Here is a 13,206-nt window from a genome sequence, read left to right on the forward strand (position 1 = left end):
TCGGAGCTCGGTCGCCTCGGAGCTAGGTCGCCTCGACGACGAGCCCGGCGAGGTCGGGCTCGAGGACGAGGGCGCGACCGGCCACCCCCGAGGCCTCGAGCGCCGCGGCGCCGGCCTCCCGGGCCCGCTCGGCCGCAGCGCGCGACGTGCACACGCCGAGCAGGCTCGGGCCGGCCCCCGACCAGCAGGCGAGGACGGCTCCGCCCTCGCGCAACCTGGCGAGCAGCTCGTCGGCCTCGGGGAAGAGCGCGGCGCGCGCTGCCTGGTGGAGGCGATCCTCGCCCGCCTCCGGGACGAGCGCGCTGCGGTCCGCGAACCCGGCGAGGAGGAGGCCGGCACGCCCGAGGTTGAAGGCGGCGTCGGCGAGGCGGACGGTCTCGGGCAGCACGGCGCGCGCCGCGGCGGTGGCGAGGGTCCGGTCCGGGACGAGGACGGTGAAGGCGAGGCCGGGATCGAGCGGGAGGCGGCGCGCGAGGGCGCGGCCGTCGACGAGGGCGGCCGCGACGAGCCCGCCGAGCACCGACGCCGCGGCGTTCTCGGCGTGGCCGTCCCGGGCGGCGGCGAGCGCCAGAGGGTCCGCCGCCCCGGCGGCGGCTGCGGCGGCGGCCGCGACGGCCGCCGAGGAGCCGAGGCCCCGGGCGACCGGGATCTGCGAGCGCACGAGGATCTCCAGGCGGTCGTGGCCGGCGACCGCGGTGGCGACCTGCGCGGCGAGGTGGGAGGCGTCGGAGGCCAGCTCGGCCCCCTCGCCCTCGCAGCTGATCGCGAACGACGCGGCCGGACGCACCTCGACCTCGACGTACAGGGCGAGGGCGAGGGCGAGGGCGTCGAAGCCCGGGCCGAGGTTGGCGCTCGACGCCGGGCAGCGGGCGCGCACGGCTAGCCCGGCGTGCTCGAGCCCGGCAGGCTCCCGCCTGCCGGCGCGACCGCCCGGAGCGGCGCACGCCCGACGACGCTGCCGCCGGCGAGCACCTCGAGGTAGCCGAGCGGCCCGGACCGCTCGGCGGACGTCCCCGACGCGGGGACGAGGCGCTCGCGCAGCACGAGCCCCGGCCAGGCCACGAGCACGATCGGACGGGTGGGCCGCAGCGGCGCGGCGGCGCTGCTCCCCGGCAGGCTGACGCTCCCGACGACCGACGTCGTGCGCAGCGGGTCGAACAGCCTGAGCCTCGGCACCGTCGCGTCGAGGAGCTGACGATCGACGCGCGCCGCGCCGGCGAGCCCGTCGGGCTGGCCGGTCGTCACCGCGACGACGAGAGCGGTACGCGTGCCGACGCGGCGCCAGGCGGCCACCGCGAGGCACGCCTGGGCCGCCGAGGTGTAGCCCGACTTCACCCCGACGATCCCGTCGGTGCCGAGCGCGGGGTTGTAGTTCCAGATGGTCCCCGCGACCGGGAAGCGGGCCGAGGGACGCGAGACGATCGAGCGCACGACCGGGCTCTCCATGAGGCGCGCCGCGAGGAGGGCCTGGTCCGCGGCGGTGGACTGCGAGCGCGGGTCGACGCCGCTCGCGTCGGCGTAGCGGGTGTGGCGAAGTCCGAGGGCGTGGGCGGTCGCGTTCATGCGCCGGACGAAGGCGCCGAGCGAGCCCGCGTCCCAGCGGGCGAGCAGGTCGGCGACGTTGTCGGCCGAGGGGACGAGCAGCGCCTCGAGCAGCTGGTACTCGCTCAGCACCTCGCCGGCGCGCACGGGGACGTTGCTCTCGCCGCTCTGCGAGGCCCGCACGTACGCGGCGACGTCCGCGCCCGTCATCCGCAGCCGGGGGCCCTGCTCGCCGGGCGCGAGGGGGTGGTCGGCGAGGACGACGTAGGCGGTCATCATCTTCGTCATCGACGCGATCGGGACCGGGGACGAGCGCGGCGAGGCGGCGACGAGGCCGGTGCCGAGCACGGCGACGGCGCCCTCTCCCCTGGCCGGCCAGGGCAGGCGCGCTGGACGGCCCGGAACCCGCACGAAGGCAGGCACCTCGGCCGTGAGCGAGGCGAACGGCGCCGCGGCCCTGCCACCCGACGAGGCCCCGCCTCCGACGACGGCGAACACGGCCGCGCCGAGGCCGGCGCAGCCGAGCGAGGCGACGAGGCGGTTGCGCCGGATGCGAGCCTTGCGGCGCCGCCGCGCGAGCGCGCGGCGTCGCGCGAGGTCGAGGCTGGGCCCAGCGGGCCGTCCGTGCTCGGCGGCGGGTGCGGCCACTCAGCGCGGGAGCTGGTCGAGCTCTTCGGGCGTCATGAGGACGGCACGAGCCTTCGAGCCCTCCGAGGGACCGACGACGCCGCGGCGCTCGAGGAGGTCCATCAGCCGTCCCGCCCGTGCGAAGCCCACCCGGAGCTTGCGCTGCAGCATGGAGGTGGAGCCTAGCTGCGAGCGGACCACGAGCTCCATGGCCTGCGCCAGCAGCTCGTCGTCGTCCTCGCCCGCGCCCACCGCCCCCGGCGCGCCCTCCGCGTCGTCGCCGACGACGCCGTCCACGTAGCAGGGGGCGGCCTGTCGGCGCCAGTGCCCGACGACGGCCCGCACCTCCTCCTCGGACACCCACGGACCCTGGATCCGCCGGGGCACGCTCGAGGAGGCGGTCAGCAGGAGCAGGTCGCCGCGGCCCACGAGGCGCTCCGCGCCCGGCTGGTCGAGGATGACGCGCGAGTCGGCGAGCGAGGAGACCGAGAAGGCCAGGCGGGAGGGCACGTTCGCCTTGATCACGCCGGTGATGACGTCGACCGAGGGCCGCTGGGTGGCGATGACGAGGTGGATGCCGACGGCGCGCGCCATCTGGGCGATGCGGCAGATCGACTCCTCGACGTCGCGGGCTGCCACCATCATGAGGTCGTTCAGCTCGTCGACGACGACGAGCACGTACGGCAGGGGCGCGAGGCGCGAGGCGCCGCGCTCGGCGCTCGCGTCCGTGGGCGCGTCGAAGGGGCCCTCGGCGAAGTCGCCTCGCGCCAGCGCGGCGTTGTAGCCGGTGATGTCGCGCATGCCCGCCTCGGCGAGCAGGTCGTAGCGGCGCTCCATCTCGGCGACGGCCCACGCCAGCGCGTTCGCCGCGCGCTTGGGGTTCACGACGACCGGCGTGAGCAGGTGCGGCAGCCCGTTGTACTGGCCGAGCTCGACGCGCTTGGGGTCGACGAGGATGAGGCGGACCTGCTCGGGCGTCGCGCGCATGAGGATCGAGGTGACGAGCGAGTTGATGCAGGAGGACTTGCCCGCGCCCGTGGCGCCGGCGATGAGGAGGTGGGGCATCTCGGCGAGGTTCACGAACACGGCGCGTCCGGAAATGTCGCGCCCGAGGGCGACCTCGAGCGGGTGCCGGGCGTGGCGCGCCTCGCTCGAGGCGAGCACGTCGCCGAGCGTGACGAGCTGGCGCGTCCGGTTCGGCACCTCGACGCCGATCGCCGAGCGCCCGGGGATGGGAGCGAGGATCCGGACGTCGGGCGACGCCATCGCGTAGGCGATGTCCTTCGCCAGACTCGTGACGCGCGCCACCTTGACGCCCGCGCCGAGCTCGAGCTCGAAGCGCGTCACCGTCGGCCCGACGGTGAACCCGGTGAGCCGGGTCTCCACGCCGTGGGCGGCGAGGGCGCGCTCGAGCACCCGGCCGCGCTCCTCGACCTCGCGCGCGTCGGTTCCCTGCTCTCTGCTGCGGCGCAGCAGCCTCGCCGGCGGCAGCCGCCACGGGCTCGGGGGCGGCACGACGCCGAGGCCGAGCTGCTCGGTTGCCGCCGGCGCGCCGTCCGCGGCAGGCGCCGGGTGCGCAGCCGCCGGCTCGGAGGTGGTGCCCGCCTCCTCGAGGGCCTCGGGTCGGTCGCTCGCGCCGGCGCCGTCGCCGTCCGGCGCAGCCTGGGTGCCGGCCGCCTCCTCGAGCGCCCAGTCGACGAGCGGGACCGGCGCCTCGCCGGCCGGATCGGCCGGGGGACGGGGCGCCGCGCCGGGCGACGCGCCCCACGCGCGCCGCGCCGACCGGATCGCCGCGACGGCGGCCCGCCCGAGCGCCCCGAGCACGCTGCGCAGCCGGACCGAGCACAGCGCGCAGGCGGCCGCGACGGCGAGCGCCGCGAGGACGACCGCGGCGCCCGCGCTGCCCACGAGCGCGTGCAGCCCGCCGCCGATCCCGCTCCCCAGGACGCCCCCGGCGCCGCCGAGCACGCGCGCCGGCGCCGAGGCGCGAGGCAGGCCGCCGCCGAGGTCGGCGAGGCCGCAGGCCGCGCCGGCGAGCACGGCGAGGGACGCGAGGACGCCGGGAGCGCCTCGCCGGGCACGCCCGGTGACGAGGGAGACGCCGCCGGCCGCGAGGCCCGGCGGCACGACGTCGGCCCCCCAGCCGAGCGCGGCCGCGCCGCCGGCACGAAGCGCCCGTCCGGCCGGCCCGAGCAGGTCGAGGTAGAGGCCGAGGACGCCGAGGACCCCGAGGACGAGGAACGACCAGCCCCAGACCTCGTCGGGCTGGCGGGCGACGAAGGCGCCGAGGCGGCGGAGGGCGGCGGCGCGGTCGCTCCGCCGCCGGCGCGCCCGGTGGCTCGACGGCCCCGCCGGCCGCGCCGGGCGCGTGCGGGCCGGTGCCCGGCTCCTCGTTGCGGACGCTGCTTTCGCACCAGCCACAGCGTGAACAACGCTAACACCCGCAACCGGCCGCGCCCTGGACGGTGGCCGACGCGCCCGCCTCGTCGCTCGGGCAGCGAGCCGCCGCGCCTCGCCGAGGGCGCGCCGCCCGGGAGCGGGACGTGCCGGCGCGTGCCCCTCGGCGCTCGTGCGCCGCAGCCCCGGACCATCGGGCGCGCGCCGGGTGGTCGTTCGGTGCGTCGCGCCGTGACCCTCGCGCTCCCGCGGCGACCGCCCCGAGGGATCGGCGCCGTCGGGGCGCTGCCGGCGGTCCGCATCGGCCGAATGGCGACGCCAGCGAGCGGGCGGTCGCGGCGCCGAAGGGCCAGGCCGCCTCGACGATCGGGCCACGCTGCACCGCCCGTTCCTGCGCCGGCCCCGAAGCGGCCGCAGCGTCGCGCCGTTCCCGAGCGGCGCGCCCGCCTGCGGGCTCGCCGTCGACGCGCGGCCGACCAGCCGGCGAAGCAGGCGACCTGCACCGCCGACGTGCGCACGCGCCTCGCCGGTGGGCCAGCCGGTCGAGCTGCGACCGCAGCGCGAGCTCGCGGCGCGGCCAGGACCGCGCCGAGGAGGACTGCTGGACCGTGCTGGATCGTGCGGCCCCGCTGCGCGACCCGCGCCGCACCCGCCGGCGCGTCAGGCCTCGAGCACGACCGGGACGATCATCGGCCGGCGCCGCGTCCGCTCGTTGACGAGCCGTCCGACGGCGCGGCGGGTGACCCGCCGGAGGCTCTCGAGGTCCCAGGCGCCGCCGGCCACCACCTCGGCGATCGCCTTGTGCACGGCGGCGCGTGCCTCGTCGAGGAGGGCCTCGGCCTCCTCGGGGTGCACCCAGCCGCGGGTGATGACCTCGGGCCCGCTCACGAGCTCCCCGGAGCGGGGGTCGACGACGAGCACGGCGACGACGACGCCCTCCTCGGCGAGCACCCGCCGGTCGAGGAGCACGCCCTGGCTCACGTCCCCGAGGATCCCGTCGACGTAGACGTGGCCGGCCGGCACCCGCCCGTCGCGCTCGAGCGCGCCGTCGCGCAGCACGACGGCGTCGCCGTCCTCGCAGACGAGCACCTCGGTCGCGTCGACGCCCATCTCGACGGCGAGGCGGGCGTGCGCGAGGAGGTGGCGGTACTCGCCGTGGACGGGGATGAACGCCTGCGGCCGGGCGATCGCGAGCAGGGTGGCGAGCTCGCCGCGCCGGGCGTGGCCGCTCTCGTGCACGTGGGCGATCCCCGAGTGCACGACCTCGGCGCCCCGGCGCGCGAGGCCGTCCATCACCTTCGCGACCGCCCACTCGTTGCCCGGGATGGCGTGGCTCGACAGGACGACGACGTCGCCCTCGCGGATGGCCAGGTGCCGGCTCTCGCCGGCCGCGAGCAGGGCGAGCGCCGACATCGGCTCGCCCTGGGACCCCGTCGAGAGCACGCAGACCTCGCCGGGCGCGAGCGCCTCCACCTCGGCGACGTCGACGACGGCGGCCTCGGGGAGCGAGAGCAGGCCGAGCTCGCGGCCGAGGGCGAGGTTGCGCACCATCGACCGGCCGAGCGGGGCGACCCGGCGCCCGGTCGCCACGGCGGCGTCGACGAGCTGCTGGATGCGGTGCAGGTGCGAGGCGAAGCAGGCGACGACGATCCGAGCGCCGCGGTGCGCGGCGAAGATCTCCCGCAGGCTCTCGCCGACGCTGCGCTCGCTCCGGGTGAAGCCGGGCTCCTCGGCGTTCGTCGAGTCCGACAGGAGCAGGCGGATCCCCTCCCCGTCGGCGAGCGCGCCGATGCGGGCGAGGTCCGTGCGCCGGCCGTCGACCGGGGTGAGGTCGAGCTTGAAGTCCCCCGAGTGCAGGATCACGCCCTGGGGCGTGCGCAGCGCGACGGCGAAGCCGTGCGGCACCGAGTGGGTGACGGGGATGAACTCGAGGTCGAACGGCCCGATGCGGCGCCGCTCGCCGTCGCGCACCTCGACGAGGCGGGCGTCGCCGGCGAGCCGGGCCTCCTCGAGGCGCAGGCGGGCGAGGCCGAGGCTGAGCGCCGAGCCGAAGACGGGGACGTCGACGTCGCGCAGCAGGAAGCTCAGCCCCCCGATGTGGTCCTCGTGGCCGTGGGTGAGGACGACCCCCTCGAGGCGCGCGGCGTGCTCGCGCAGGTAGGAGAAGTCGGGGAGGACGAGGTCCACGCCGAGGGTCTCGGGGTCGGGGAAGAGGACACCGCAGTCGAGGACGAGGAGGCGGCCCCCCTGCTCGAAGACCGCGCAGTTCCGGCCGATCTCGCCGAGGCCGCCGAGGAAGGCGATGCGGACCGGCTCAGCCAACGCCCCGCTCCCTGCGCCAGGCGTCGAGGCGGGCGAGCACGTCCTTCGCCTCGTCCTCGAGGCCGCTCGGCGTGGGGCCGAGCGGGGCGCGGCAGGGACCGGCGGGGAGCCCGAGGACGCGCAGCATCGCCTTGAGCGGCACCGGGTTCGGTGCGTCCTCGCTCGACTCGAAGGCGAAGCTGTCGAGCAGGGCGCGCCACACCTCGAGCGCGCCGTCGAGGTCGCCGGCGCGAAAGCGCGCGATCGCCTCGCCGCACTCCCGCCCGCACCAGTGCGTGGCCACGCCGATCAGGCCGACCGCGCCGATGGCGAGGAGCGGCAGCGTCATCGCGTCGTCGCCCGAGTAGCACTCGAAGCCGGCCGGGGCGCCGGCGAGCACGCGGGCGGTCGCCGCAGGGTCCCCGGCCGCGTCCTTGAGAGCGACGACGTTCGGGACCTCGCGCGCCAGCCGGAGGATGGTCGCGCCCGCGATCTTGCGCCCCGTGCGCACGGGGATGTCGTAGAGGACGACGGGCAGGCTCGTCGCCTCGGCGACGGCGCGGAAGTGCACCTCGAGGCCGGCCTGGGACGGCCGGTTGTAGTAGGGGCAGACGGCGAGGATGCCGGCCGCGCCGGCGGCCTGCGCCTCCCGGGTGAGCTCGATCGAGTGCGCTGTGTCGTTCGAGGTCGACCCGGCGAGCACCGGGACGGGCACCGCGGCCGCCACCGCGCGCCACAGCTCGATGCGCTCGCCGTCCGCGAGGGTGGAGACCTCGCCGGTCGAGCCGGTGACGACGAGCGCGTCGCTGCCGTGCTCGACGAGGTGGCGGGCCAGGCGCACCGCCCCCTCGAGGTCGAGGGAGCCGTCCTCGCGAAACGGCGTCGCCATCGCGGTGACGACGGCGCCGAAGCGGGGTGCGGCGGGCGACATCGCCCGAACGCTACCAGCGGCCGGCGCGAGCCGGCTCGCCGCCCGCCGGGAGGCGAGAGCCGGTCGCGCCCGGCCGGCGCCCCGGGGGCGCGCACGGCGAGCGGCGGCGGCGGCCGGCCGCGCGCCCCGGACGGGGGTGGTGGCGCGCGCCCTTCGCGCCCGTGCGCGAGCGCACGGCGGCCTCGCCGGCGAGACCGGGCTGCTCGTCGGAGCCGTGCTCGCGCGCCTCGTCGATCGATCGCACGATCGTTCTCCTCCTGCTCCTCCCCGCGGCGCTCGGCGGCGCGCTCGCCGCCGTGCCACGCGGACGCGAGAACGGCGGCGCGGGGACCGGACGCGCGACGCGCCCCCTCGAGCGCCCGGAGGCGAGGCCGGTCGCGATATCGGTCCTCCTGCGGTCGGTCCGCCAGCGGCTGCGCCGCGTCGCGGCGGTGGTCGGCCTCGCCTCCCGGCGAGGTCGTGCTCGGGCCCGGCTCGCTCGCCGCCCTCGCCCTCGGCGCGCCGACGGCGTCCTCGGTTCGCGCCGGCGCCCTCGTGCCCACGGCACGAGGGGCGCCTCACCAGCCGAGGAGGGGGCCGATGCCGAGGGTGAGGCCGGGCGTCGACGCCACTCGCCGCACGGCGAGCAGGATCCCGGGCACGAACGAGCGCCGGTCGAAGGAGTCCTGGCGGATCGTGAGCGCCTCGCCCGGGCCGCCGAAGCGGACCTCCTCGTGCGCGACCGCCCCGGGCAGGCGCAGGGCGTGGATGCGCACCCCGCCCGGTCCGAGGGCGCCGCGCGCCGAGGCGAGCACCTCCTCGCCCGCCGGCGGCACCGGGAGCGGCCCGGCCGGCGAGGCCTCCCGGGCGGCCGCGATGCGGCGCGCCGTCTCGATCGCCGTTCCCGAGGGAGCGTCGCGCTTCCGCTCGTGGTGGAGCTCGACCACCTCGACGCCCTCGAAGTAGGGCGCGGCGAGCTCGGCGAAGCGCAGGAGGAGGGCGGCGGAGATCGCGAAGTTCGGGGCGAGCACGCAGTTCGCCCGGCTGGCGCGGAAGGCCTCGCCGAGGCGGGCGACCTCGGCCTCGGCGAGCCCCGTCGTCCCCGACACGGCGTGGATGCCGGCCTGCGCGCACCACAGGAGGTTCGCGGGCGCGGCCGACGCGACCGTGAACTCGACGGCGACCTGCGCCCCGGCGGCGGCGAGGGCGTCGAGGTTCGCGGCGGCCTCGAGGTCGACGTCGGGGCCACCGAGCGCGCGCAGCGGCTGGCCCGCCTTGGAGGGGGCGACGGCCGCGACGAGCTCGAGGTCGGCTGCCTCGGCGACGGCCCAGCAGGCGGTGAGCCCCATCCGCCCCGCCGCCCCGACGACGCCGACGCGCGTCGCCACCTAGGCGCCCTCCCCCACGAGCCCGGCGAAGTCCTCCTCGGCGAAGGGCCCGACGACCGCGAGGCAGCGGGTCCCGCCGAGCACGGCCGCGGCGAGCTCGCGGACCTCGTCGAGGCGCACGGCGTCGATGCGCGCGAGGACCTCGTCGAGCTCGGGGACCTCGTCGTGCAGGAGGAGGCTGCCGCCGATGCGCGACATGCGCGCCCCGGAGTCCTCGAGCGAGAGCAGGGTGTCGGCCTTGAGGTGCCCCTTGGCGAGCTCGAGCTCGGCCGCCTCGACGCCGTCGCGCGCCAGGTCGTCGAGCTCGCGAAGGACGAGCTCGACGACCTCGTGCGCGTGCTCGGGCGAGGTCCCGACCGAGACGGCGAGCGCGCCGGCGTCCGCGAAGGCGGCCCGCTCGGAGGATACCGAGTAGGCGAGGCCGCGCTCCTCCCGGATCCGCTGGAACAGCCGAGAGGAGACCCCCCCGCCCAGGGTGTGGTTGAGCAGCGCCAGCGCGTAGCGCTCCGGCGCACGCCGCCCCGGCGCGCGCACGCCGAGGACGACGTGCGCCTGCTCGGTGTCGCGCGCCGTGACGACGAGGCGCCGCACCTCGGCGCCCGGCGCCTCGCGCTTGGGAGGCTCGCCGCCCGGCGGCCCGGCGAAGCGCCGCTCGATCCCCTCGGCGAGCGCGGCGTGGTCCACGCCGCCCGCCGCGGCGACGACGATGTTGCCCGGCCGGTAGTGGGTGCGCAGGAAGGCGCGGATCTCCTCGACGGTGACGGAGCGGATCACCTCGGGCAGGCCGAGCACCTCGCGCCCGAGCGGGTGGCCGGGGAAGACGGCCTCGGCGAAGCGCTCCTGGACCACGTCCGCGGGCTCGTCGAGGTGCATGAGCACCTCCTCGAGGATCACCTGCCGCTCGGCGTCCACCTCCTCCGGGCGCAGGGCCGGGTCCCACACGATGTCGCAGAGCACGTCGAGGCCGACCTCGAGGTCGCGCGCCAGCGTGCGGACGTAGAAGGTCGTGTACTCCTTCGTCGTGTAGGCGTTCATGTCCCCGCCCACGGCGTCGATCGCCTCGGCGATCTCGCGCGCCGAGCGGCGCGGCGTCCCCTTGAAGAGCAGGTGCTCGAGGAAGTGCGAGATGCCGGCCTCGGCGTCGCTCTCGTCGCGCGAGCCGGTGCCGACCCAGAAGCCGACGCAGGCCGAGGCGACGCCGGGCATCTGCTCGGTGACGAGCCGGATGCCGCAGTCGAGGACGGAGGTCTCGATCACGCCGACGCGCTGCGCGGCGGTCAGCGCCGCGGGCCGCGCCGGCGCGGGCCGCGCCCGGCGCGTGGCGCGGGCTCGGGCGCTGCGCCGGGGCCGAGGTCCCCGAAGTCCTCGGCGATCTCGGCGGCGAAGGCGTCCTCGAAGGAGACCCGGCGCACCCCCTCGGGGGTCGGTGCCTCGGCGCCCGGCGAGGGCGGCGGGCCGCCGACGAGCGAGAGCGAGACCTTCCCCTGCGGGTCGATGTCGTTCACGACCACCTGCACGGTCTGGCCGAGCTCGAGCACGTCCTCGACGCGCTCGACGCGTCGGCCGGCGCCGAGACGGGAGATGTGGAGGAGCCCGTCGCGGCCCGGCAGGATGGAGACGAAGGCGCCGAACTTCGTGATGTTCACGACCCGGCCCTCGTAGGTCTTGCCGACCTCCGGGGTCGGGGGCTCGAGGATGAGCTCGATGCGCCGGCGGGCCTCGTCCACCGCCGCGGCGTCCTTCGCCCCGATCGTGACGCGCCCGACGCCGCCGTCCTCGTCGACGGCGATGTCGGTGCCGGTCTCCTGCTGGAGGGCGTTGATGACCTTGCCCTTCGGGCCGATGACCTCCCCGATCTTGTCGAGGGGGATCTCGAAGGTGAGGATCTTCGGCGCGTTCGGGCGCACGGAGGGCCTCGGCTCGGCGATCGCCTGCGCCATCGCGTCGAGGACGACGAGGCGGGCCTCGCGGGCCTGGGTGAGCGCCTCGGCGAGCACCTGCGAGGGCAGGCCATCGATCTTCGTGTCGAGCTGGAGCGCCGTCACGACGTCGCGCGTCCCGGCGACCTTGAAGTCCATGTCACCGAAGGCGTCCTCGGCGCCGAGGATGTCGGTCAGGGTGACGTAGCGGCCCTCGGCGTGGACGAGGCCCATCGCGATGCCGCCGACGGGCTCGCGAATCGGCACGCCGGCGTCCATGAGCGAGAGGCTGGAGGCGCACACGGAGGCCATCGACGTCGAGCCGTTCGAGGAGAGCACCTCGGAGACGAGCCGGAGCGTGTAGGGGAACTCCTCGGCGGGCGGCACGACCGGGAGCACGGCCCGCTCGGCGAGCAGGCCGTGGCCGATCTCGCGGCGCTTCGGGCCGCGCATGAAGCCCACCTCGCCCGTCGAGAAGGGTGGGAAGTTGTAGTGGTGCAGGTAGCGCTTCGTCTCGTCGACGCCGATCGTGTCGAGCAGCTGGTTCATGCGCGGCATGCCGAGCGTGGCGAAGTTGAGCACCTGTGTCTCGCCCCGCTGGAAGAGCGCCGAGCCGTGGGCGGTCGGGATGAGCCCGACCGCCGCGGTGAGCGGCCGGATGTCTCGCGGGCCGCGGCCGTCGATGCGCACCGCCTCCTCGACGATGCGCCGCCGCACGAGGGCCTTCGTGTGGGCGCGGATGGCGGCCCGCACCTCGCGCTCGTCGTGGCTCGGCACGAGCGCCGCCACGATCTCCTCGGCTGCCGCGTCGAGCGCGGCGGCGCGTTCCGCCTTCGTCGTGTGGGCGTTCGCCTCCTCGAGCTTCGCGCCGCCGACGGCGACGACGGCCTCGAGGACCTCGGGCCGGTAGTCGACGAAGAGGGTGTAGGGGATCGGCGGCTTGGCGCCCGCGACGCGCACGAGCTCGCGCTGCAGCTCGATCGCCTCGCGGATCCACGCCTTCGCGGCCTCGAGGCCGGACGCGATGACCTCCTCGGTCACCTTCGGCGCCCCGGCGTCGTAGTACTCGAAGGAGCGCTCCGTCCCGCCGGCCTCGACCATCATGATCGCGATCTCGGCGTCCTCGGAGGTGCCGAGCGCCCGGCCGGCGACGACGAGCTCGAAGGTCGAGGCGTCGCCCTCCTGGTAGGTGGGGTGGGGGATCCAGGTCCCCTCCGTCGTGTAGGCGAGGCGCACGGCCCCGATCGGCCCGTCGAAGGGGATCCCCGAGACCATGAGGGCGGCCGAGGCGCCGTTGATCGCCACGACGTCGTGCGGATTCTGCTGGTCGGCGCCGAAGACGGTGGCGACGACGTGGACCTCGTTGCGGAAGCCGTCGGGGAACGACGGGCGCAGCGGCCGGTCGATGAGCCGGGCGATGAGGATCGCCTGGTCGCTCGCCCGGCCCTCGCGCCGGAAGAACGAGCCGGGCACCTTGCCCGCCGCGTACATGCGCTCCTCGACGTCGACGGTGAGGGGGAAGAAGTCGATCCCCTCCCGCACCTTGCGCGCCGCGGTGGCGGTGACGAGGACGACCGTGTCGCCGATGCGGGCGAGCACGGCGCCGTCGGCCTGCTGGGCGAGGCGTCCCGTCTCGAGGGACAGGCTGCGGTCGGTCCCCGTGATGGGGCGGGATACGGTGATGGCGTCGGCCATGTCACTCCTCGGTTCGAGGCGCCCGGCCCGGCCAGTTCCCAGTCGTCGCGCTCCCGCGAGCGAGGACGCGGCGACTGGCAGCTGGCGCCCGCGGGCGCCGTATGTCCGCCGGGCAGCGCCCGGCAGGCCGCCGGGCTCTCCGGCGGCCGACCCCGCCTAGCGGCGGATGCCGAGCCGGGCGATGAGCGCCCGGTAGCGCTCGACGTCGTTCGCCCGCACGTAGTCGAGCAGGCGGCGCCGACGCCCGATGAGCTTCATGAGGCCGCGGCGCGTGTGGTGGTCGCCGCGGTGGACCTTGAGGTGCTCGGTCAGGTGGTTGATGCGATCGGTCAGCAGGGCCACCTGGACCTCGGGCGAGCCCGTGTCGGTCTCGTGGAGCCGGTGCTCGGCGATCGTCGCCGTCTTGTCGGGCATGCGTGGCGCGAAC

The 13,206-nt window shown here is 76.7% G+C and carries 10 protein-coding genes; all 10 read right to left on the minus strand.

Annotated features, from left to right (window positions below; genetic code table 11):
• Positions 1-22: 22 nt before the first annotated feature.
• The 10 genes from VKV23_08795 to rpsO all read right to left on the minus strand — a co-directional run bounded on the left by VKV23_08795 (position 23) and on the right by rpsO (position 13,193).
• Positions 23-877 carry a hypothetical protein gene (locus tag VKV23_08795; GenBank protein HLI16130.1) on the minus strand — a complete coding sequence of 285 codons (855 nt, stop codon included), beginning with the start codon at positions 875-877 and terminating at the stop codon, positions 23-25.
• A gap of 2 nt (positions 878-879) precedes the next feature.
• Positions 880-2,190 (minus strand): hypothetical protein, encoded by a 1,311-nt coding sequence (locus VKV23_08800; GenBank protein ID HLI16131.1) that lies wholly within the window; start codon positions 2,188-2,190, stop codon positions 880-882.
• The gene (locus tag VKV23_08805; GenBank protein HLI16132.1) at positions 2,191-4,590 is read right to left on the minus strand and encodes a DNA translocase FtsK; all 2,400 of its coding nucleotides are present in this window, start codon (positions 4,588-4,590) and stop codon (positions 2,191-2,193) included.
• 636 nt (positions 4,591-5,226) lie between these two features.
• On the minus strand, positions 5,227-6,888 hold the full coding sequence (locus VKV23_08810; protein HLI16133.1) for a ribonuclease J: 1,662 nt from the start codon (positions 6,886-6,888) through the stop codon (positions 5,227-5,229).
• Positions 6,881-7,798 (minus strand): 4-hydroxy-tetrahydrodipicolinate synthase, encoded by a 918-nt coding sequence (dapA, locus tag VKV23_08815; GenBank protein ID HLI16134.1) that lies wholly within the window; start codon positions 7,796-7,798, stop codon positions 6,881-6,883. Before dapA ends, VKV23_08810 begins: the two co-directional genes overlap by 8 nt.
• A 10-nt stretch (positions 7,799-7,808) precedes the next feature.
• The gene (locus VKV23_08820) at positions 7,809-8,042 is read right to left on the minus strand and encodes a hypothetical protein (GenBank protein HLI16135.1); all 234 of its coding nucleotides are present in this window, start codon (positions 8,040-8,042) and stop codon (positions 7,809-7,811) included.
• A 313-nt stretch (positions 8,043-8,355) separates the two neighbouring features.
• Entirely contained in the window at positions 8,356-9,165 is an 810-nt protein-coding gene (gene dapB, locus VKV23_08825; GenBank protein ID HLI16136.1) for a 4-hydroxy-tetrahydrodipicolinate reductase, read from the minus strand.
• Entirely contained in the window at positions 9,166-10,422 is a 1,257-nt protein-coding gene (locus VKV23_08830; protein ID HLI16137.1) for a pitrilysin family protein, read from the minus strand. It lies immediately after the preceding gene.
• Between the two features lie 20 nt (positions 10,423-10,442).
• Complete coding sequence (locus VKV23_08835; protein HLI16138.1) at positions 10,443-12,779, minus strand: polyribonucleotide nucleotidyltransferase; 2,337 nt, start codon at positions 12,777-12,779, stop codon at positions 10,443-10,445.
• A gap of 156 nt (positions 12,780-12,935) precedes the next feature.
• Complete coding sequence (gene rpsO, locus VKV23_08840) at positions 12,936-13,193, minus strand: 30S ribosomal protein S15 (GenBank protein HLI16139.1); 258 nt, start codon at positions 13,191-13,193, stop codon at positions 12,936-12,938.
• Between the last annotated feature and the right edge of the window lie 13 nt (positions 13,194-13,206).

The sequence above is a fragment of the Acidimicrobiales bacterium genome (genome assembly GCA_035294085.1).
Lineage (GTDB): Bacteria > Actinomycetota > Acidimicrobiia > Acidimicrobiales > Bog-793 > DATGLP01.